The sequence below is a fragment of the Streptococcus sp. 27098_8_103 genome, from assembly GCF_041432345.1.
Lineage (GTDB): Bacteria > Bacillota > Bacilli > Lactobacillales > Streptococcaceae > Streptococcus > Streptococcus mitis_BV.
Map to the genome: position 1 here is coordinate 1 of NZ_JAPVZK010000033.1, position 20758 is coordinate 20758.

17 protein-coding genes and 1 pseudogene are annotated in these 20758 nt (G+C 42.4%); 2 read left to right on the forward strand and 16 right to left on the reverse strand.

From position 1 onward, the window contains the following. Nucleotides 1-53: 53 nt before the first annotated feature. From O3599_RS08650 to O3599_RS08700, 11 genes are all read right to left on the reverse strand, one after another. Entirely contained in the window at nt 54-1364 is a 1311-nt protein-coding gene (locus O3599_RS08650; protein ID WP_247939391.1) for an LCP family protein, read from the reverse strand. Next, complete coding sequence (gene pheA, locus O3599_RS08655; protein WP_247939392.1) at nt 1361-2209, reverse strand: prephenate dehydratase; 849 nt, start codon at nt 2207-2209, stop codon at nt 1361-1363. Before pheA ends, O3599_RS08650 begins: the two co-directional genes overlap by 4 nt. Further along, nucleotides 2206-2682, reverse strand: a complete 477-nt coding sequence (locus O3599_RS08660) for a shikimate kinase (protein WP_247939393.1) — start codon at nt 2680-2682, stop codon at nt 2206-2208. Before O3599_RS08660 ends, pheA begins: the two co-directional genes overlap by 4 nt. Beyond that, nucleotides 2675-3958, reverse strand: coding sequence for a 3-phosphoshikimate 1-carboxyvinyltransferase (gene aroA / locus O3599_RS08665; protein WP_247939394.1), 1284 nt, complete (start codon nt 3956-3958; stop codon nt 2675-2677). The genes O3599_RS08660 and aroA overlap by 8 nt, the downstream gene beginning before the upstream one ends. Before the next feature lie 91 nt (nt 3959-4049). Further along, nucleotides 4050-4388, reverse strand: coding sequence for a YlbF/YmcA family competence regulator (locus O3599_RS08670; protein WP_084954388.1), 339 nt, complete (start codon nt 4386-4388; stop codon nt 4050-4052). Nucleotides 4389-4398: 10 nt separating this feature from the next. Then, nucleotides 4399-5502, reverse strand: a complete 1104-nt coding sequence (locus O3599_RS08675; RefSeq protein WP_049547041.1) for a prephenate dehydrogenase — start codon at nt 5500-5502, stop codon at nt 4399-4401. Nucleotides 5503-5511: 9 nt separating this feature from the next. Beyond that, entirely contained in the window at nt 5512-6678 is a 1167-nt protein-coding gene (gene aroC, locus O3599_RS08680) for a chorismate synthase (protein ID WP_020903195.1), read from the reverse strand. A gap of 9 nt (nt 6679-6687) precedes the next feature. After that, on the reverse strand, nt 6688-7755 hold the full coding sequence (gene aroB / locus O3599_RS08685) for a 3-dehydroquinate synthase (RefSeq protein WP_049499661.1): 1068 nt from the start codon (nt 7753-7755) through the stop codon (nt 6688-6690). An 18-nt stretch (nt 7756-7773) separates the two neighbouring features. Then, nucleotides 7774-8628 (reverse strand): shikimate dehydrogenase, encoded by an 855-nt coding sequence (locus O3599_RS08690; protein WP_371512592.1) that lies wholly within the window; start codon nt 8626-8628, stop codon nt 7774-7776. Next, a complete protein-coding gene (aroD, locus tag O3599_RS08695; RefSeq protein ID WP_173875989.1) occupies nt 8618-9295 on the reverse strand; it encodes a type I 3-dehydroquinate dehydratase in 678 nt (225 codons plus the stop codon). The genes O3599_RS08690 and aroD overlap by 11 nt, the downstream gene beginning before the upstream one ends. Next, the gene (locus O3599_RS08700) at nt 9292-10455 is read right to left on the reverse strand and encodes a class I SAM-dependent rRNA methyltransferase (protein ID WP_371512595.1); all 1164 of its coding nucleotides are present in this window, start codon (nt 10453-10455) and stop codon (nt 9292-9294) included. The genes aroD and O3599_RS08700 overlap by 4 nt, the downstream gene beginning before the upstream one ends. Nucleotides 10456-10604: 149 nt before the next feature. On the opposite strand from O3599_RS08700, the gene O3599_RS08705 reads away from it, so the two are divergent. Then, nucleotides 10605-12722 carry an LTA synthase family protein gene (locus O3599_RS08705; protein WP_247939412.1) on the forward strand — a complete coding sequence of 706 codons (2118 nt, stop codon included), beginning with the start codon at nt 10605-10607 and terminating at the stop codon, nt 12720-12722. Nucleotides 12723-12788: 66 nt separating this feature from the next. Here the strand turns inward: O3599_RS08705 and O3599_RS08710 are convergent, their stop codons facing one another. Both O3599_RS08710 and O3599_RS08715 read right to left on the reverse strand, forming a co-directional pair. Beyond that, a complete protein-coding gene (locus O3599_RS08710; RefSeq protein WP_023946344.1) occupies nt 12789-14423 on the reverse strand; it encodes a hypothetical protein in 1635 nt (544 codons plus the stop codon). Beyond that, nucleotides 14404-15153 (reverse strand): ABC transporter ATP-binding protein, encoded by a 750-nt coding sequence (locus O3599_RS08715; RefSeq protein ID WP_023946342.1) that lies wholly within the window; start codon nt 15151-15153, stop codon nt 14404-14406. The genes O3599_RS08710 and O3599_RS08715 overlap by 20 nt, the downstream gene beginning before the upstream one ends. A 177-nt stretch (nt 15154-15330) precedes the next feature. On the opposite strand from O3599_RS08715, the gene O3599_RS08720 reads away from it, so the two are divergent. Further along, nucleotides 15331-16785: an alpha-amylase gene (locus O3599_RS08720; RefSeq protein WP_247939395.1), complete on the forward strand. Its 1455-nt coding sequence runs from the start codon at nt 15331-15333 to the stop codon at nt 16783-16785. A 243-nt stretch (nt 16786-17028) separates the two neighbouring features. On the opposite strand, the gene alaS is transcribed toward O3599_RS08720, so the two are convergent. The 3 genes and pseudogenes from alaS to O3599_RS08735 all read right to left on the reverse strand — a co-directional run bounded on the left by alaS (nt 17029) and on the right by O3599_RS08735 (nt 20622). Next, nucleotides 17029-19647: an alanine--tRNA ligase gene (gene alaS / locus O3599_RS08725; protein WP_247939396.1), complete on the reverse strand. Its 2619-nt coding sequence runs from the start codon at nt 19645-19647 to the stop codon at nt 17029-17031. Nucleotides 19648-19668: 21 nt separating this feature from the next. After that, nucleotides 19669-20153, reverse strand: a pseudogene (locus tag O3599_RS08730) (LURP-one-related/scramblase family protein). Between the two features lie 274 nt (nt 20154-20427). Beyond that, nucleotides 20428-20622 carry a hypothetical protein gene (locus O3599_RS08735; RefSeq protein WP_239822288.1) on the reverse strand — a complete coding sequence of 65 codons (195 nt, stop codon included), beginning with the start codon at nt 20620-20622 and terminating at the stop codon, nt 20428-20430. Nucleotides 20623-20758: the final 136 nt, after the last annotated feature.

Consider the following 20758-nt stretch of genomic DNA (forward strand, 5'->3'; position numbering starts at 1 on the left):
AAAGCCTGACTGCTAGATAAATAGCCTTCAAACTTTGATTTTTCTATCTTAACTTATCTCATTCCCATTTGAGCAAGCTTGGTTTGATATTTATTTTGGTCTACTAAGAGTGCCTGTCCTCCATAGACATCATAGGCATCGACCCAATCACCTAGTTCTGGAACTGTTAATCTCTCAATGCCATTTTGCGCTCCATCTAGGAAAGATAAACCATTGGTCAGTAGGAAACTATACGGAACATTCGTAGAGGTCATCCCAAAGACCTTACCAAGTGCTTCTGATCCAGTAAAGAGTTTGGTTGGATCCTTGAGTTGCTGCAGAACAGCTGTCAGCACTTGCTGTTGTCTCTTGGTACGACCGTAATCACCTTCATCATCATCACGGAAACGTGCATAATTGAGCAAGGTTGAACCGTTCATCTGCTGTTTCCCAACTTTAATAGTCTGGGTTGGTGACTCTGTTTCCGTAGCATGCAAATCATCTCCCACCGTAGCTTCGGTTAAAAGTTGACCTTCCAAGGTTGAGAATTTGGCATCAATTGTCACCCCATCTGGGAAGAGAGTGTCAATAGCGGTTGCGAAGGCCTGGAAGTCTACCAAGGCATAGTACTTAATGTCCAAGTCAAAATTGTCTTTTAGGACTTTTCGAACCATTTCTGCCCCTTTTTGTCCCTCTTGTTCCCCTAGTTCATAGGCCACATTCAACTTATTATCGGACTGCTTTCTACCATTAATGACTTGGCTGTAACCGTCTATATAAACCAAATTGTCACGCATGAAGCTGACCAGCTTAATTTTCTTATCTGAGCCACCAACATTTAGTACCATAATAGAGTCTGTTCTCGTCTCAGCACTATTTTGGCCAATCCGTCCATCCGTTCCCATAATCAAAATATTAACCCCATCCTTGGTATCTTGACCATGAAAAACTTCTACTTGAGCTGCCTTTGCATTGGCAGGTTTGTTTGGATCAGCATTTGAATAGCCTTTTAGGAACATAAAAATCATGCCAAAACCGACACAGGCTAAAAGGGCAAGCAGTCCGGCAAAAATACGCCCCCAACGAATCTTACGTTTTTTAGGTTTAACCTTTGGTTGAGAATAGTTTTTATGGTATTTTTTTGCACGACTACGGTTACCATAAGATGGAAGAGGAGACTGATTGATTGGTTCCATGAAAGACTCTTCCATATCATGATTTTCACTATGAATTTCTGGTGAAGCTTCACTACCACTAGCCATATTTAACTTACCTTGCAAATAAGCAAACTCTTTTTTCTCTCGCTCATTGAGGTAATGAATGTTCTTAAAGAGATAGTCATAACGTAACTGCTCATGATGACTTAAGGGATTTTCTTTACTCATCTTCTCTCCTTTCCGTGGTCTGATATTGGATAAATAGGATAGGCTCCCAGTACTTTATACTGGATTCCAATCGCTTCTAATTCTTTTTGGGCAAAGTTAACCAAATCCTTATCGGCATAATCCACATCGATAATGAAAAAGTATTCTCCCAGTGCTGTCTTGAGTGGTCGACTTTCAATTTTTGTCAGATCAATTCCTCTCCAAGCAAAGGTCGATAGGGCCTTATAGAGGGCACCTGGAAGGTTGTCAGGTAAGGTCAAGGCCAAACTCATTTTCTCAGTTTGTGCTTGCAAGGGAATGGCTGCACCTTCAGCTCCCAAAACCCAGAAACGTGTGAAATTAGCTTCCATTTCCTGAATATCCTCAGCAATCAGTTCCAAGCCATATTCTTCTGCAGAACTTCTAGGTGCAATCGCTGCATAAGATTGGTCTGGATGTTCGGAAATAAAGCGGGCCGCATAGGCTGTACTAGCAGTCACCTCGATTTGGGCCTCTGGATATTGTTCATCGATGAATTTCTTTCCTTGAGCCAAAGCCTGTGGATGAGAAAAAATCTTTTCAATCTTAGTATGGCCTGGAACCACCATCAACTGCTGATGAATAGGCTGAACGATTTCTGCAACTGCTTGGATGCGAGCCTGATGAAAAAGGTAGTCCAAGGTTTCATGAACACTACCCTCGATAGAATTTTCAACTGGCACCACAGCATAGTCCACTAAGCCTTGCTCATAGGCCTTGATGACATCTGTAATATTGGCAAAGGCCTGCAATTCCTCCTGAGGAAAAGCAGTCTGCACAACGTGGTGTGAAAATGATCCCTTGGGACCTAGATAAGCAATTTTCATCTTAGTTCCTCTATAATTTCCTCTGGACTTAGCTTGGTCACATCCAAAACCCGACTAGCCACTTCCTCATACCAAGCCTGTCTTTCTTGAAAAATAGCTGCAAGTTCTTCCTTGCTATTATTTAGAAAAAGCGGGCGCTGATTGTCCTTATCAGCTGCGATACGGTGGTAGAGGGTTTCAAAATCAGCTTTCAGATAGATATTATCAGAATTTGTCTTTAGTAAGTCACGATTTCGCTGAGAAATAACCACTCCTCCGCCAGTTGACACAACTTTGTCTCTTTGTAGTAACTCAGCTAGGATTTCTGACTCTACCTGACGAAAAGATTCTTCTCCCTTTTCCGAGAAAAATTCCGCAATAGACATGCCTAAGCGCTTCTCTATCAGAGCATCCATATCGAGATAAGCTGGATCCAAGCCTCTTGCAATAGTCGATTTGCCAGCTCCCATAAAGCCTAATAACACCTTAGCCATGAATCAAGTTCTCCAAATCATCAAAGAAGCTAGGATAGCTGGTATTGATGGCTTCTGCACGATCAAGCTCCACTTCTCCTTCAGCAACCAAGAGGGCCGCGATAGCCGTCATCATGCCGATACGATGGTCTCCAAAAGTATTGACTCTAGCACTGTTAAGGGCTGATTTTCCTTTGATAATCATTCCATCAGCTGTAGGTGTGATATGCGCACCCATGCTATTTAAAGCGTCTGCCACAACCTGAATGCGATCTGTTTCCTTGACCTTGAGTTCCTCAGCATCCTTAATAACTGTTACACCTTGGGCTTGGGTCGCAAGTAGAGCGATAACTGGCAATTCATCAATCAAGCGTGGAATCAAAGCGCCACCAATCTCTGTTCCTTTCAAATCAGAAGACTCAACAGTCAAGGTAGCAGATTTAGCGACTGGAGCAATTTCAGTTATTTCTAGTTTTCCACCCATGGCACGAATGACATCAATAATACCAGTACGCGTTTCGTTGATGCCCACATTCTTAAGCACCACACGAGAGTTTGGAACAATCAAACCTGCGACCAACCAAAAGGCTGCACTGGAAATATCTCCTGGAACAACCACCTTTTGTCCTGACAATTTTTGTGGTCCTTGAACTGTGATTTTCTTGCCCTCCACACTTAAATGACCACCAAATTGTTGTAACATATCTTCCGTATGATTACGAGTGCACTCTTTTTCGATAATAACAGACTCCCCCTGTGCCTGCAAGGCCGCAAACATCAAGGCTGACTTAACCTGGGCAGAGGCAATTGGCAACTCATAATGAATAGGTCTTAGGTTTTTCGTCCCTTTTAAATGAAGGGGAGGCAGGTCTCGCTCAGTTTGCCCTGAAATGTTAACACCCATTTTTTTCAGTGGAAGGGTCACACGATCCATAGGACGTTTGGAAAGACTGTCATCTCCAAACATTCCTACTTCAAAGTCTGCACCAGCAAGAACACCTGAAATCAGGCGAATCGAAGTTCCAGAATTTCCCATATCAAGGGCATTTTGCGGCGCTTTTAAGCCATCCATGCCTACACCTTGAATGGTAATAACCCCATCTTTGTCCTCAATTTCAACACCAAGATCACGAAAAACCTGCATGGTCGAAAGGACGTCTTCGCCACGTAATATATCATAAACCTTGGTCTCACCCTCAGCCAAACTTCCAAAGATAATGGAACGATGACTAATAGACTTGTCACCTGGAACTCGGATACTGCCGTGTAAGTGGCGAATGTTTGTTTTTAGTTTCATACTAGACCTCATACTTGCAATACTTTTACCTATTTTATCATAAAAAGCCAGAAATTCCTTAAAAATTTCTGACTTTATGATAGTTATTTTCTTATTTTAGCAATTCTGAAACTGGTTCAAAAACAATTTTTTCAATGTCAGAAAGGTAAATGGCCAATTGTTGTTGCTTGGTAAAGAATTCTGACAAGAGGCTGTTCCCCTGAATCTGCTTGCCAAAGCCTTCCATTTTCGCTTGGAAGGAAGCATCTGGCATTTGACCTGTCTGTGCTAGTTTTTGAATTTCCTCTTGAAAGGCAACATATTCTGTAAAGATTTTGCTTGCCTCAACATCTGCTGAAATAGCATCTTTAGCTGCTTTAACAGCCTTGTATTCTGGCAATTCGCGTAGACCGCGACTGAGTTCATTTGCACTATCATAAATATTTGACATGATTTTCTCCTTATTTAATGACGACTGTATAGTCGGTATTTTCTGTTATGAGGTGCTCGGCTCGTTCCAAGTCTTGAGCATTTTTAAATGAAATTTGTAGAATCCCGTGAATATCCTCACGGTTTTCCTCATTGATGTGAATATTAACCAAGGAAGTTCCACGTAGCAGTTCCAAAATCCGCAGGATAACATCTTCTTCATCGGGAACGTCGACATAGAGGTCATAAGAGCTATCCACTCCACCACGCTTATGGATTTCCATGGCCTGACGTTGCTCACGCGCTTGATTGAAAAAGTTCCAGATTTGCTCTTCATCTCCCTTGCTGATGGCTTGCCCAATCGCTTCCAACCGTTCCTTGAAATCCTCAATGCGGTCTAGAATAGTCTCACGATTGGACAAGAGAATGGAAGTCCACATACCTGGCTCACTTTCCGCAATTCGAGTCATATCTCGAAAACCACCGGCCGCAAATCGCCTTGCCATCTCATGTTCTTGAGCATAAACCGCGGTCTGCTCCATGAGACTGGAAGCCAGAATATGAGGAAAATGGCTAATCTGAGAAGTCACTCGATCGTGCTCCTTGGCATCAATCTCGATAAAACGGGCATGAAGACCTGAAAGCAGATCCTTCATTTCATCAAGCGTGTCCTGACTTGTCAGGCTTGAAGGTGTGAAGATATAATAGGCATTTTCAAAGAGATTGACATCCGCAGAGGCAGCCCCTGTCTTGTGACTACCAGCCATGGGATGGGCCCCGACAAAACGAACAGACTTGCCAGCCAAATATTGCTCCGCCGCATCCACAATAGCTGACTTGGTCGAACCGGCATCTGAAATAATCACGCCTTCTTTCAAGTCCAAGTCGGCCAACTCCTTAATGAAAGCAATGGTTTGTTTGATTGGCAAACTGAGAATAATGATATCTGCCAAAGGAGCAAAACTAGCAAAATCATCCGTTGCACGGTCAATCATGCCTTCTTTCAAGGCAATATCTCTCGAAGCTTGACTGCGATTATAACCTAAAATTTCATAATCTGGATGATCGCGTTTGATACCAAGTGCCATCGAGGCACCGATCAAACCAAGACCTGCGATATAGACTGTTTTTGCCATAGGAACTCCTTAATAGTTCTTTGTATAGTCTCGGTGTTTGGCTACCGCTTCTTTTAATTCCTCTAGATTGTCTGATGAGAATTTTTCAAGGATTTCTTGTGCCAGAACCGTTGCCACAACGGCTTCCATGACCACACCGGCTGCTGGAAGAGCGGTCGGATCACTTCTCTCCACGGTTGCCTTATAAGGTTCGTGGGTTTCGATATCCACACTCATAAGAGGCTTATAAAGAGTAGGAATAGGTTTCATAACTCCACGAACAACGATCGGTTGCCCGTTGGTCATACCACCTTCAAAGCCGCCAAGATTGTTAGTACGGCGAATATAGCCGTCTTCTTTAGACCAGAGAATCTCATCCATAACTTGGCTACCTTTGCGGTAACCAGCTTCAAAGCCAAGACCAAATTCAACCCCTTTAAAGGCATTGATAGAGACAACTGCTTGGGCAAGTCTGGCATCCAATTTTCTGTCCCATTGGACATAGGAACCAAGACCAACTGGAACACCTCCGACAACTGTCTCGACAACCCCACCGATGGTATCTCCATCACGCTTGATTTGGTCAATATAGTCCTTGATTTCCTGTTCCCTTTCTTGGTTAACAATAGAAACTTCGGACTGGGCAACTCGTTCCTTAATCTCAGCGACTGTTAGATTTTCAGGAACATCGATTTCCTTGCCACCGAATACTACAACATGGTTGGCAATCTCCATATTCAGCTCAGTCAAGAGGCGTTTGGCTACTGCGCCAACTGCCACCCGCATAGTTGTTTCACGAGCAGATGAGCGCTCCAAGGAATTACGCAAATCATCAAAACGGTACTTGATGCCCCCAACCAAGTCGGCATGACCTGGACGTGGATGGGTGATTTTCCGTTTGCTTTTAAGGCGGTCTTCAATGTCCTCCGCAGACATGATATCCAGCCATTTCTGATGGTCCTTATTGACGACATCCATAGTAATGGGAGCCCCAGTAGTCTTCCCATGGCGAACACCCGAAGTAAAGACAACTTGGTCACTCTCAATCTTCATACGACCACCGCGGCCATATCCACCCTGACGACGTTTCAAATCCTCATTGATGTCCTCTGCTGTCAAGGGAAGTCCTGCTGGAATTCCTTCAATGATAGCCGTCAGACGGGGACCGTGTGATTCTCCTGCAGTTAAATATCTCATACGTTCTCCTTATTTTACCAAGTAGTCTTTCATCTCTTCCAGAGAAACTGGGTGGATGGTTGCAGAACCAAGCTCTGGTACCAAGACCAATTTCAAGGTATTGCCACGCGCTTTCTTGTCATGAGTCAAAGCCTGATAAAGCTTGTCAACATCCCAGTTTTCATAATCAACAGGCAAGCCAAATTTCTGACACATATCTGTAATGGACTGAGTTATGCCAGCTGGCATAAGGCCTTTTTCCTCAGCTACCTTGGAAATCTGCACCATGCCCATGGCAACAGCTTCTCCATGCATGACCTTGCCATAACCGGCCGTTGCTTCAATAGCATGACCAATAGTATGGCCAAAATTGAGGTAAAGGCGAACACCATTGTCCAACTCATCCTCAACTACCATCTTACGCTTAACCTGGCAAGAATGTTCAATTAAAGTCTCTGCATGTTCCAGAATGCTCTCTACAGAACCATCTAGCTCCGTCAAGAGAGCCCAAAGTGCTGGATCCTCAATCAAGCCGTACTTGATAACCTCACCCATTCCTTCAATCAATTCTCTTTTTCCGAGAGTTTCAAGAACAAGTGGATCAATCAAAACCCCATCTGGTTGGGCAAAGGTCCCCACCATATTTTTAGCAAATGGAGTATTAACACCCGTCTTTCCACCTATAGAAGAATCCACCTGAGCTGTCAAGCTGGTCGGAATCTGAACAAAGTGAATACCCCGCATATAGGTAGAGGCTACGAAACCAGCCAAGTCTCCAACGACACCACCTCCGAGAGCCACGATTCCATCGCTACGAGTCAGCCCCTGCTTAACAAGAAATTCATAGACTTTCTGAACAGTAGTTAAATTCTTTCTTTCTTCCCCTTCCAAAAAGTCAAATACCGCTACCTGAAAACCAGCATCTTCTAGGCTGAGCTTGACCTTCTCTGCATAAAGAGAAGCTACATGGTTGTCTGTTACAATGACCACTTTTTGTGGTTGCCATAGTTCTCGCAACCATTGACCAGCCTGAGCCAGACAGCCTTTTTCAATCTGAATATCATAAGGATGATGAGGAATATCGATTCTGATTTTCATAGGAGAATCTCCTTTTCTTTATTGGTATTTTTCTGTTAAGGACTGCCAAATCTCTTCTGTCGGCATTTCCTTTCCTGTCCACAGTTGAAAAGCTTCTGCAGCTTGATAGAGCAACATTCCCAGACCATTGACTGCTTGATTTCCCTGACTTCTGGCCCATTTCAAAAATGGTGTTTCAAAGGGTTGGTAAATGATATCTGCTACTAAAAGAGTTTCTGATAGGACAATGTTTTCAGGAACTGGAGATGATTGACCATCCATGCCCACACTGGTCGCATTGACAAGTAAATCCGACTCAGCAATCCTTGCTTGCAGTTCAGGAACATCTTCTAAAGCATACAAGTCCACCTTAAAACCTGTCTGCTCCTGTAACTTGTCTAGGTATGGTCTTGTTTTTTCCATAGAAACTGAACGAACAAAGACTGAAATCTGACTGACACCATCCAAAATAGCCTGTGCCAAGATTGATTTCGCCGCACCACCTGCACCCAGCAGGGTCATCTTCTTACCTGAAATTGTAAAAGAAGGCAAGCTCTTAAAAAATCCCTTGCCATCTGTATTATATCCAATTAAATTGCCATTCTCATTGACAACCGTATTAACCGCACCAATCAAGCGCGCTTCATCGCTCAGCCCATCCAAATAAGGAATCACCTGCTCCTTATAGGGCATGGACAGGTTGATACCAAACATCTGGTAGCGACGAATATTAGCCACTGTGACTTCCAAGTCACCCGCTTCAATCTCCCAAGCCACGTAAGCACCATTGGTAGCTGTCGCCTCAAAGGCCCTATTATGGATGAAGGGGGAAATAGAATGCTTAATAGGATTGGCAACAACGGCAGCTAAACGTGTATAGCCATCAAGCTTCATCCAAAATCTCCCGAATTTTTTTCATGTTAGCTAAGGAAATCTGACCAGGGGCACTGGCCTCATCTAGACTAGCAAAGGACCAGCTAGAACCCGTCACATCCGCAGTGATACGAGAGACTTTGCCCACCTTGCCCATAGAAATGGTCACATATTCCTGTTCAGGATTAAGGGTTTTAAATCCTCGTGTATAGTTCATCAAGTCTAGCACATCCTGCTCCGTGTGAGCCATCACCGCGACCTTAACAAGTTTTGGATTTAAGCTCGTCAACTCTGACAAGATTTCCATCATGTTTTCAGGTGTTTCTTGGAAATTATGGTAACTCAAAACGAGATTTGGAAAGTCCAGCATTTCCTCAAAAACATCCTTGTAGCTGTAGTACTCAAAATCAATATAGTCTGGTTGATAGAGTTGTGCCACTTCCTTGATTAGATGGATATATTCTTCTGGAGAAAGGTCGATTTCTCCCCCTTCAGAGCGAGTTCGCAGGGTGAAAACTAACTCACGGCCTGCGAATTTTTCAAAAATAGCTGGAGCCACCTGCAAAATCGCTTCTTTAGGCAGATAGTCGGCACGCCATTCAATAATGTCGGCATCCAGGTACCTCGTGGCATCCAGAGCCTGGACCTCCTCTAAACTTCTTGGCATTACTGAAACAATTAATTTCATTTACTAACCTTCATACTAATCACCTTGAGGTAATTACTACTTTCATCTTTTTTATTATAGGCAAAATCTGCTGGAAGACCGTATTTATTTAAAATCTGGTAACTTCTTCCTGCAAAGCCTTTATCAATTTGTTCTGTAAATTTCTGGCGGGAAACATTGGCAGCATTGGTGCTGGCAATAATAATACCGCCCGGATTTAAAATCTCAAGACTCTGGGAAATCAACTTGTGATAATCCTTGGCCACAGAGAACGTTTGTTTTTTGTTCCGAGCAAAGCTAGGCGGATCTAGGACAATCACATCGTAGGTCAAGCCTTTTCGCTTGGCATACTTGAAATACTCAAAGACATCCATGACTATAAAACGATGGTCGTCTGTACTGATTCCATTTGCCTGAAAATGCGCTTGAGACAATTCTCGTGAACGTTTAGCTAGGTCAACCGAAGTAGTCTGGCTTGCTCCTCCCATGGCCGCAGCTACTGAAAAAGCTGCTGTATAGGAAAACATGTTGAGCAAGGATTTACCCATAGCCAAGCCATCCACTAAACTACCGCGAACTTCATGCTGGTCTAGGAAAATCCCTGTCATCAAGCCATCATTCATAAAGACTTGATACAGAACACCATTTTCCAGAACAGTGAAAAAGTCAGGTGCTTCTTGGCCATAAACATGGGCAGATTCATAGTCCAAACCCTTAAAACGGATCTTCTCATAGGTCCCTAAAACCTCAGGAAAAACCTGTCTAAAGGCTTCTGAGATGGTCTGACGAATCTGATAAACATAAGAGTTATACCAAGAAAAAACAGCATAGTCGCCATAAAGGTCCACTGTCAGACCGCCAAAGCCATCTCCCTCTTGGTTGAAGAGACGAAAGGCAGTTGTCAATTCGTCTTGATAGTAGGCACTTCTCTTTTCTTTAGCTTGTCTAAACAGTGCTTCAAAGAAAGCTTGATTGAAGGTCACCTTATCTGTGCTCACAAACCAGCCCAAGCCCTTGTTTTGCTGAGAAAGGTAGGCAGTACCAAGAAAGTTTCCATCTTGACTATGAACTTCTACTTCCTGATCCTTGAGATGAACATCTGCAAGATCACTGGCTTCTAGTAAAACTAGTCCCTTTGAAAGCTTTTTTTCAACCCTTTTGCTGACTCTTATTCTATTCATAGTCACTATTATAGCAAATTTTGTGACAATTCTCAAAAAAGAAACTACCCTTGCTTTTTTACTCTAGTTTTAAAAAATGGTATACTAATACTAATAAAAACTTAGGAAGTAATTGTGTGAGAATCAATTTTAGCAAAATCCAAAAAGCCATGGGTACCAGACTGGGTTTTGTCCTAACCCTTTTAATCCTCTATTGGCTCAAAACCTTACTAGCCTATACCGTTGACTTTAATTTAGATATTCAATTGGGCAAGCTGCAAGGGAATTACCTTGCCTTTATCGCTTTTTTCAATCCCCTTCCCTTGGGACTCCTCCTGCTGGCTCTAGCCCTCTATGCTCGGTCAACCAAGATCTTTTATGGCCTTAGTATAGCTATTTATAGCCTTTTGTTCATTTGGCTTTATTCCAATATCTTTTACTATCGAGAATTTAGTGACTTTATCACGGCCAATACCATGAAAGTGGTCAGCAAGGTGTCTGTTGGTACTGCCGAACTAGAGTTACTGCGCTTTTGGGATTTCATCTATTTTATGGATTTCCCATTGCTGGCTTATCTTCTCTATAAGAAGCTCATCCAGCTGGATAGGAGACCTTTCAAATTCCGCTCCAGTGTTGCTATCACTGCTCTCTCAGCCCTGCTCTTTTCTGCTAATCTTTTCTTGGCTGAAATCGAACGTCCCGATCTCCTATCGCGAGGATTTTCTAATTATTATATTGTTCGTGCCCTTAGTTTGCCAGCCTTTTTAGGTTATAGTGCCAACCAATCCTATAGCGCCAACAAAGAACGTGCTAAGGCCTCTGAGACCGACCTTCAACCTATTACAGATTATGTCCAAGAACATTCTGCTAAGCCCAATCCAGACTATTTTGGATTAGCCAAAGGGAAAAATGTGATTTATCTCCACTTGGAAAGTTTCCAGCAGTTCCTACTGGACTATAAACTCAACATAGATGGAACTGATCATGAAGTCACTCCCTTCCTTAATTCACTCTACCATTCGCAATCAACCCTAGCCTTTTCGAATATCTTTAACCAAGTCAAGGCTGGTAAGACCTCAGATGCGGAAACCATGCTGGAGACTGGTTTGTTTGGACTTGACCAAGGTTCCTTCATGGTCAACTATGGAGGTACCAATACCCAGCAGGCTGCGCCTTTTATCCTATCAAAAAATGGCTACCAATCAAGTGCAGTCTTTCATGGTAATATTGGGACCTTCTGGAACCGAAATACAACCTACAAACAATGGGGCTACCAATACTTCTTTGATGCTTCCTATTTTACCAAGCAAGACAGTAGCAATTCTTTCCAATATGGTTTAAATGATAAAATCATGATGAAAGATTCTATCCAATATCTAGAGCACTTGCAGCAGCCTTTTTATGCTAAGTATATCACGGTGTCCAATCACTATCCCTATGCTAGCAATCTGACAGGCGATGAGCTTGGTTTCCCACTGGCTAAAACCAAAGATGAAACAATCAATGGCTACTTCCAAACGGCTAACTATCTGGATAGTGCTATCAAGGCCTTCTTTGACTATCTCAAAGAAAGTGGCCTCTATGAAAAATCCATCATCGTCATCTACGGAGACCATTATGGAATTTCTAACTCCCGCAATCCTGACCTGGCTCCCTTGATTGGTAAGACTTCTGAGAACTGGTCTAATTACGACAATGCCATGTTGCAACGAGTGCCTTTTATGGTGGTCATGCCTGGCTATGAAAAAGGACAAATCATCAATACCTACGGTGGACAAATCGATATCTTACCGACTCTCGAACACCTCCTTGGTATTGAGTCCAATTCCTTCCTTCAAGTTGGACAAGATCTTCTGTCTCCAGATCATCAAGAAATCGTTGCCTTTCGGACTGCCAATTCCTTCGTTACACCAAAATACACCAGTTATGACGGACGAACCTACTATACTGAGAGCGGTCTTGAAATCAGCAATCTTGATGAACAAGCTCAGACTGAACTAGACATTGTTCGGCAGGCAGCCAGCCAACAGCTGAAAATCAGCGACCAGATTCAAACTGGCGATTTGATACGTTTCTACCAAGCAGATCATCTTGGAAAAGTTGATACAGAAAGTATTTCTTACCTCAATTCTTTACCAATTCTTCAAAAGATTGAGCAGGAAAAAGGTAGTCAATCAACCAGTCTCTTTAGCCAACGACAAGGTAAGACCAGTACTGACCTTTTCAAGGCACCAAGTTACCAAGAACTCCATCCAGAGTCGGCAGAAACCGAATCAAAATCACAATAAAAAATGCTCTTCCGTCTTGGAGGAGCATTTCTTTTTAAAAATTTATCAAGCAAGCGACCAACTAGCTCATCTTTTTTCTACTTCTGCTAATATGCGTGACAGGTAGTAATGATAGCTAAATATAGCAAGACCAAGTAAGAGGATAAGAGCTCCTACTCCCAAGCTGATGGCAAGGATAGTAGATAGAGACCGAACCAAGAATATGCTCACAAGGGCTGAAATCGACAAGATACCACAATAAATTAAGAGTAAAACAATTTTGACTATACCATTTGAACGATTCACTAGGTCAGTAATACTACTCCAATTGGTTGACAGATTCTTCACATCCTTAAAATAATGGTGACAAGAAAGGATGACACTGGCAAGGGTCCAGACTACAAGAAGGTAAATCATCGAAAGGATGGGCAAGCCTAGATATAGAGAAAAACCAAGTAAAGTCAGAATTGGTAAAAAGGACTGGACAGCAAATATAATCCAAAATTTCACTTTCACATAACGAGCAAAGTCAAAGGGTAAACTCTTCAGAAAATCAAAATTTTCCCTCTCTAAAGACAAGGCAATTGAATGCAGGCTGGTGATATTGTTATTGACAACTGCTATAAAGAGAGCTATAAAAAACAAGGGTAACCAGTATGGAGGATGAATGTCTGGAACTATCTGAGAATCTCGGATTTTGGAAATCAGACCAATCATCATGAGATAAGGAAGGAAAGCACTTGTAAAAAGCACTGTAACCACGCCGGTTCCCTGTCCCAAGAGGGAGAGGTTGTAGCGCAAAACCATGCGGAAAAATCCCTTTTTAGTAGTTGAAATCCTCTCCTTGCTGCGACGTTCTTTTTTGACCTTCTCCTCACTATTAAGTAGGATCACATCATAAAAACGAGGCAAAACCTTCTTTTTGGTCAGATAAAGCAGGAAGAGAGTTAGTCCTATCCAAGCGAGCAAACCCAAGATGGCTTCTGTCGAAAAAGGCTCCACTGCTATTTTGTAAAAGAGATGAATAGGATAAAGAAGAGGTGGAATGTCTCTAACTCTGTCAACTATAACTCCAGAAGTCGACTGTAGAAAGAAGACAAATATTAAAGGTATGAGAACTCCTATCCCAATCATCACATTCGCAAAAATAGACTGATACTTTCTGAAGACCCTAGTCTGAGCCAAGAAATGTACTGCCACTACCATCACTAAACTAACAGAGACAATTAATAGGGCCAAGGACAGCAGCATCAAAGGCAAGCCCAGCCAAAGAGAAGGTGCTAGCCTAATGTAGAGGACTAGAAAATAAGCTAGGATTGGTACAATTCCAGGCAGAGCTGGCAAGAGGACAGACAGTCCTTTAGCGATTATAATCTCTGATTCTTTAAAGGCATAGGGTCTATACGATACCAAATCCTTACTCTCATAAAAGACATTGTAAAATGCAGTGAAAGAAGTTGAAAAGGCAAGCACCAGTAAAATAGCAACCATGCTACTAAAAAAACTTGGCATTTCCTCAAAAGGAAAACGAAAGGCTATATTTATAAACATGAAAAGCATCAAGAGACTAGAAAAAATGTAAGAACTTAGGACTCTAGCGGAAACATTTACTTTTTTTCCAGGATTTTTAGCTTGCTTCTTTCGTAGGTTAGCCAGATTAGCTTCTTGAGATGAATAGAGAATATTGATATCCACTAATTTTTTAATGACCTTGAGACGCATCTGAAACCTCCTCTTTTCTACCAGCAAGGCTAAGGTAGATACTTTCCAAAGACTGGTCTGGGTGGTCTTTTCTCAAGTCCTCCACGCTACCACAATAAATCAAATGCCCCTTTTTCAAAATGGCAATCCGATCACAGACTTGCTCGGCCACCTCTAGAACATGGGTTGAAAACAAGACCGTCTTGCCTTTTTGTGCATGTTCCTTCATCATCTGCTTCAAATCAAAGGCAGCCTGGGGATCCAAACCAGTCAAGGGTTCGTCCAAGACCCAAATATCAGGATCAGACAAGAGTGCCCCTATGACAAAGACTTTCTGACGCATTCCGTGAGAAAAAGTTTCAATGACCTGATAGCGATTTTCAGCAAAATCAAAAATTTTCAATAGCCTAGCTAGACTAGCCTCCAAGTCAGAGCTAGTCAGATCATAAGAGGAGGCGATTAATTCCCAAAATTCATTGGCCGTTAAGCGTAAAAATAAGTCAGGCGAGTCTGCTACGTAGCCAATCTTTCGTTTGATAGCCAAGCGATTTTCCGATAAATCCTGACCGTCTACCAAAATACGACCACTGCTGGGCGAAATAATACTGACTAAGGATTTTATAGTAGTCGATTTTCCAGCCCCATTATGGCCAATCAAGCCCATAATCTCCCCATTCTCAATCTGCAAATTGAGATTGCTCAAGGCCTCTTTATCACCATACACCTTACTAACATTTTGAAATTCAATCATGAGAAATCTCCTCTCTTTATCTATGTAATTTACTATAATTATAGCGCTTTCATTTTAAAAATCAACATTTTATATAAAATAGTCAAAAACTTATTATTCAGTTTTACGCAAACGTTTGAGCTAACCGATACTTTATGATAGAATAAAGAACAAGATTGACAAGTAAGAGGAAACATCATGCAAAATCAAACACTCATGCAATACTTTGAATGGTATCTGCCCCACGACGGCCAGCACTGGACGCGTCTAGCTGAAGATACTCCACACCTAGCCGATCTCGGTATCAGCCATGTCTGGATGCCACCAGCTTTTAAAGCTACCAACGAAAAAGATGTCGGCTATGGGGTCTATGACCTATTTGACCTTGGTGAGTTCAACCAGAAAGGGACTGTCCGCACCAAGTATGGTTTCAAAGAAGACTATCTTCAAGCCATTCAAGCACTAAAAGCACATGGGATCCAGCCTATGGCCGATGTGGTACTCAATCACAAGGCTGCTGCCGATCACATGGAAGCCTTTCAAGTCATCGAAGTGGATCCGGTTGACCGTACAGTCGAGCTCGGAGAACCCTTCACCATCAATGGCTGGACTAGCTTTACCTTCGATGGTCGCCAAGATACCTATAATGACTTTCACTGGCACTGGTACCACTTCACAGGTACAGACTACGATGCTAAACGCCGTAAATCAGGAATTTATCTGATTCAAGGAGACAACAAGGGCTGGGCCAACGAGGAATTGGTCGATAATGAAAATGGTAACTACGACTACCTCATGTATGCCGACCTAGACTTTAAACATCCTGAAGTCATCCAAAATATCTATGACTGGGCTGACTGGTTCATGGAAACGACTGGTGTAGCTGGTTTTCGCTTGGATGCTGTTAAACACATCGATTCCTTCTTTATGCGCAATTTCATCCGCGATATGAAGGAAAAATACGGTGAGGATTTCTATGTTTTTGGTGAATTCTGGAATCCTGACAAAGAAGCCAATCTGGACTATCTTGAAAAAACGGAAGAACGCTTTGACCTAGTCGATGTTCGTCTCCACCAGAATCTCTTTGAAGCCAGTCAAGCTGGCGCAAACTATGACCTTCGCGGCATTTTCACAGATAGCTTGGTTGAACTCAAACCTTACAAGGCTGTAACCTTTGTCGACAACCATGATACTCAAAGAGGACAAGCCCTTGAGTCAACTGTTGAAGAATGGTTCAAACCAGCAGCCTATGCACTCATTCTGCTACGCCAAAATGGACTGCCATGTGTCTTTTACGGAGACTACTATGGTATTTCAGGGCAGTATGCTCAACAAGATTTCAAAGAAGTCCTTGACCTCCTCCTAGCCATCCGAAAAGATTTGGCCTATGGAGAACAAACAGACTACTTTGATGACGCAAACTGTATCGGTTGGGTACGTTCAGGTGCTGAAAATCAATCCCCAATAGCAGTCTTGATTTCAAATGACCAAGAAAACAGCAAATCAATGTTTGTCGGCCAAGAATGGGCTAACCAAACCTTTGTAGATTTACTCGAAAACCACCAAGGTCAAGTTACAATTGATGAGGAAGGTTATGGACAATTTCCAGTCTCAGCTGCTTCGGTAAGTGTCTGGGCAGCTAATACTATTTAATAGCTCATAATATTCAAGCCAGATCCAATCAGATTTGGCTTTTTTGCATTCACAAAAAGACCTATCCAAATGGATAGATCTTTTTACTCAATGAAAATCAAAGAGCAAACTAGGAAGCTAGTCGCAGGTTGCTAAAAACACAGTTTTGAGGTTGTAGATAAGACTGACGAAGTCAGTTACCTATACCTACGGCAAGGCGAAGCTGACATTGTTTGAAATTGATTTTCGAAGAGTATTACTTGATTACAATTTACCTGCTACTGCATCCAACAATTCTTGGATCTTAGCTTGGTTGCTTCCTCCTGCCATGGCCATGTCTGGTTTACCACCACCACGTCCATCGACGATTGGTGCCAATTCTTTGACAAGGTTTCCTGCATGAAGGTCTTTTGTCTTACTTGCTACAAGGACATTGACCTTGTCACCGATAGCAGCAACTAGGACAAGAAGATCAGAGTAATCTTTTTGTTTCCAGTTATCTGCAAAAGTACGAAGGGCACCAGCGTCAGATACAGATACTTGACTAGCAATGTAACGGTGACCGTTGACTTCCTTCACATCCTTGAAGATGTCGCCTGCAGCTGCAGCTGCGGCCTTTTCTTTCAATTCAGCATTTTCTTTTTGCAATTGACGAAGTTGTTCTTGAAGTCCTTCTACCTTGTGAGGTACTTCCTTGACTTGAGGTGCTTTCAATGTTGCTGCGACTGCTTTAAGAGCATCTTCTTGTTCACGGTAGGCTTCAAAGGCTTCCTTACCAGTCACTGCCAAGATACGGCGAGTTCCTGATCCAATCCCTTCTTCTTTGACAATCTTGAAAAGACCAATTTCAGAAGTGTTGCCAACGTGGGTACCACCACAAAGCTCGATAGAGTAGTCACCTATAGTAACAACACGGACTTCTTTGCCGTATTTCTCACCAAAGAGGGCCATAGCTCCCATTTCTTTAGCAGTGTCAATATCTGTTTCAACTGTCTTCACTTCAAGAGCTTCCCAGATTTTCTCGTTGACTTGCTGTTCAATCGCACGCAATTCTTCAGCAGTCACTGCTTGGAAGTGGGTAAAGTCAAATCTAAGGAATTCAACTTCATTAAGAGATCCTGCTTGTGTCGCGTGGTTTCCAAGGATATTGTGAAGGGCAGCGTGAAGCAAGTGAGTCGCTGTGTGGTTTTTCATGACACGGTGACGACGATTAGTATCAATTGTCAAGGTATATTCTTGGTTCAAGGCAAGTGGTGCATGGACTTCAACTGTATGAAGAGCTTGTCCGTTTGGTGCTTTTTGAACATTTATCACAGTAGCCACGACCTTACCTGACTCATCCAAGATTTGTCCGTGGTCAGCGACCTGTCCACCCATTTCAGCATAGAATGGCGTTTCCGCAAAGATAAGAGAGGCAGTTCCTTCTGATACAGATTCTACTTCTGCATTGTCAGCCACTATAGCCACCAATTTAGAAGACAATTGGCTAGCATTGTAGTTGAAGACACTTTCTACAGTGATGTTTTGAAGGGTTTCATTTTGCATACCCATTGAGCCACCTTTAACAGCTGAAGCACGCGCGCGTTCTTGCTGTTCTTTCATGGCTGCTTCAAAGCCTTCACGGTCCACAGTCATACCAGCTTCTTCAGCAATTTCTTCTGTCAATTCAACTGGGAATCCATAAGTGTCGTAAAGTTTGAATACATCTTGACCAGCAATGACAGATTGACCTTTTTCTTTCAAGTCTGCTACAATGCCTTGGGCAAAGTGTTGACCTGAGTGAAGAGTACGCGCAAATGATTCTTCTTCGCTCTTAACGATTTTTTCGATAAAGTCACGTTTTTCAAGCACTTCTGGGTAGTAGCTTTCCATGATTTTTCCAACAGTTGGAACGAGTTTGTAAAGGAAAGGCTCATTGATACCCAATTTTTGACCATGCATAGAAGCACGACGGAGCAAACGACGAAGGACATAACCGCGGCCTTCATTTCCTGGAAGGGCACCATCACCAATAGCAAATGAAAGAGAACGGATGTGGTCAGCGATGACCTTGAAGCTCATGTTATCGCCATCTTGGTCATAAACCTTACCAGACAATTTCTCCACTTCACGAATGATTGGCATGAAGAGGTCTGTTTCAAAGTTAGTCTTAGCACCTTGGATAACCGCCACCAAACGCTCCAAACCAGCGCCCGTATCAATGTTCTTATGTGGCAATTCCTTGTACTCGCTACGAGGAACAGCAGGATCCGCGTTAAATTGTGACAAAACGATGTTCCAGATTTCGATGTAACGGTCATTTTCAATATCTTCTGCAAGAAGGCGAAGACCGATATTTTCTGGGTCAAAAGCTTCTCCACGGTCAAAGAAAATCTCTGTGTCCGGTCCAGAAGGTCCCGCACCGATTTCCCAAAAGTTGTCCTCGATTGGAATCAAGTGACTTGGGTCCACTCCCACTTTAATCCAGCGGTTGTAAGAATCTTTATCATCTGGATAGTAAGTCATGTAAAGTTTTTCAGCTGGGAAGTCAAACCATTCTGGGCTGGTCAAAAGCTCATAAGCCCAAGTGATAGCTTCGTCACGGAAGTAATCTCCGATAGAGAAGTTCCCCAACATTTCAAACATAGTATGGTGACGTGCTGTCTTCCCTACGTTTTCGATGTCGTTGGTACGGATAGCCTTTTGCGCATTGGTAATACGTGGATTTTCTGGGATAATAGTCCCGTCAAAATATTTCTTAAGAGTTGCTACCCCAGAGTTGATCCACAAAAGAGTTGGGTCATTTACAGGAACCAAGCTCACTGATGGTTCTACTGAGTGACCTTTGGTCGCCCAGAAATCAAGCCACATTTGGCGTACTTGTGCACTAGATAGTTGTTTCATATTGTCTCCTTATTTACTTGTTTAATGTGATTGGCTTTCCAGCATTTCCACATAGTCAATCGCGACACAGAGGGAAATGACTAGATCTGCATAAGCGTCCTCAAGAACCGTTACGCTATAGGTAGAGGTCAGATGGAAGAGTTCCTTCTTAATTTCAGCAATCAGTTGATCACGATCATCCAGCAATTTGAAATTCAAATCCCAGATATTGCCCTCGATACGAAGACCTAGATTATCAAACTCATACTTATCTCGCCAGAAGGTCAACTTCTTACGAATGAAAAACTCGAGCCATCTCGAAGCTGAATCTCAAAACGAGGAAGCAAGGTCAAGATTTCTTTACTGATCTGACTGACCTGTTCACCATTAGCATCATAGATGGTAAAAGTTTTAGGAATCTTAAAAAATGATCCCTCTACCTGATAGGCGATTTCTCCCCTGTCATCCTTGATAGCGAAGCGTTCGCCTCCAAGACGAAATTTTTGTTTGACAAGAAATGTTTTCATCAACACCTCCAAAAACCAAAAGACAAGCTCATATCACGAAGGGCGAAAAACCGCGGTACCACCTTCATTCAATGAACTTGTCATTCTCTTATTCTTATGCAATTGTATGATTGAGTAGCATGACTTTCTAGCTTAGATGGCTCGCAGCACCGCCATTTCTCTGGACTAAGATAACTGAAAATCAATTCTCAACTTTCTTATTATAACGTTTTTTTAAGCTTGCGTCAACTGGAAATCATCTCCATTGAATCAGACCAATTCCCTACATCTCAGATTACTTTTTCAGAATATACTTTTTCTTACTGCCATTTTTCTTTTTATCCCAAGTTTTCGAATTGCTAAAGATAGCTACGCAAATATTTGCAAATATAAAGTTTCCTATCACCAAATATATAGACTCAGTTGTTAGGTATTGTCGATCCAAACCATCCTTTAGATAAAATAGTATATATGTTTGCTGAACAGTCAAAAAGGTTGATCAGAAACTTTTTTTGAAAAAAGTAGACATTTTCATTATTTCTTACCGCTTTCTGTAAGGTTAAACTTAGTATACTACTGGGCAAGCAAATAAGCAACTAGAATAGAAAAATATATGGCTGAAAAAA

What these genes read in the sequence shown, in the direction of transcription:
- O3599_RS08660 (WP_247939393.1), bottom strand. Translation starts at nt 2,682, where the DNA reads ATGGCTAAGGTGTTATTAGGCTTTATGGGAGCTGGCAAATCGACTATT.
- O3599_RS08710 (WP_023946344.1), bottom strand. Translation starts at nt 14,423, where the DNA reads ATGCGTCTCAAGGTCATTAAAAAATTAGTGGATATCAATATTCTCTAT.
- aroA (WP_247939394.1), bottom strand. Translation starts at nt 3,958, where the DNA reads ATGAAACTAAAAACAAACATTCGCCACTTACACGGCAGTATCCGAGTT.
- pheA (WP_247939392.1), bottom strand. Translation starts at nt 2,209, where the DNA reads ATGAAAATTGCTTATCTAGGTCCCAAGGGATCATTTTCACACCACGTT.
- alaS (WP_247939396.1), bottom strand. Translation starts at nt 19,647, where the DNA reads ATGAAACAACTATCTAGTGCACAAGTACGCCAAATGTGGCTTGATTTC.
- O3599_RS08670 (WP_084954388.1), bottom strand. Translation starts at nt 4,388, where the DNA reads ATGTCAAATATTTATGATAGTGCAAATGAACTCAGTCGCGGTCTACGC.
- O3599_RS08700 (WP_371512595.1), bottom strand. Translation starts at nt 10,455, where the DNA reads ATGAATAGAATAAGAGTCAGCAAAAGGGTTGAAAAAAAGCTTTCAAAG.
- O3599_RS08690 (WP_371512592.1), bottom strand. Translation starts at nt 8,628, where the DNA reads ATGAAGCTTGATGGCTATACACGTTTAGCTGCCGTTGTTGCCAATCCT.
- O3599_RS08715 (WP_023946342.1), bottom strand. Translation starts at nt 15,153, where the DNA reads ATGATTGAATTTCAAAATGTTAGTAAGGTGTATGGTGATAAAGAGGCC.
- O3599_RS08675 (WP_049547041.1), bottom strand. Translation starts at nt 5,502, where the DNA reads ATGGCAAAAACAGTCTATATCGCAGGTCTTGGTTTGATCGGTGCCTCG.
- O3599_RS08650 (WP_247939391.1), bottom strand. Translation starts at nt 1,364, where the DNA reads ATGAGTAAAGAAAATCCCTTAAGTCATCATGAGCAGTTACGTTATGAC.
- aroB (WP_049499661.1), bottom strand. Translation starts at nt 7,755, where the DNA reads ATGAAAATCAGAATCGATATTCCTCATCATCCTTATGATATTCAGATT.
- O3599_RS08720 (WP_247939395.1), top strand. Translation starts at nt 15,331, where the DNA reads ATGCAAAATCAAACACTCATGCAATACTTTGAATGGTATCTGCCCCAC.
- aroC (WP_020903195.1), bottom strand. Translation starts at nt 6,678, where the DNA reads ATGAGATATTTAACTGCAGGAGAATCACACGGTCCCCGTCTGACGGCT.
- aroD (WP_173875989.1), bottom strand. Translation starts at nt 9,295, where the DNA reads ATGAAATTAATTGTTTCAGTAATGCCAAGAAGTTTAGAGGAGGTCCAG.
- O3599_RS08705 (WP_247939412.1), top strand. Translation starts at nt 10,605, where the DNA reads ATGGGTACCAGACTGGGTTTTGTCCTAACCCTTTTAATCCTCTATTGG.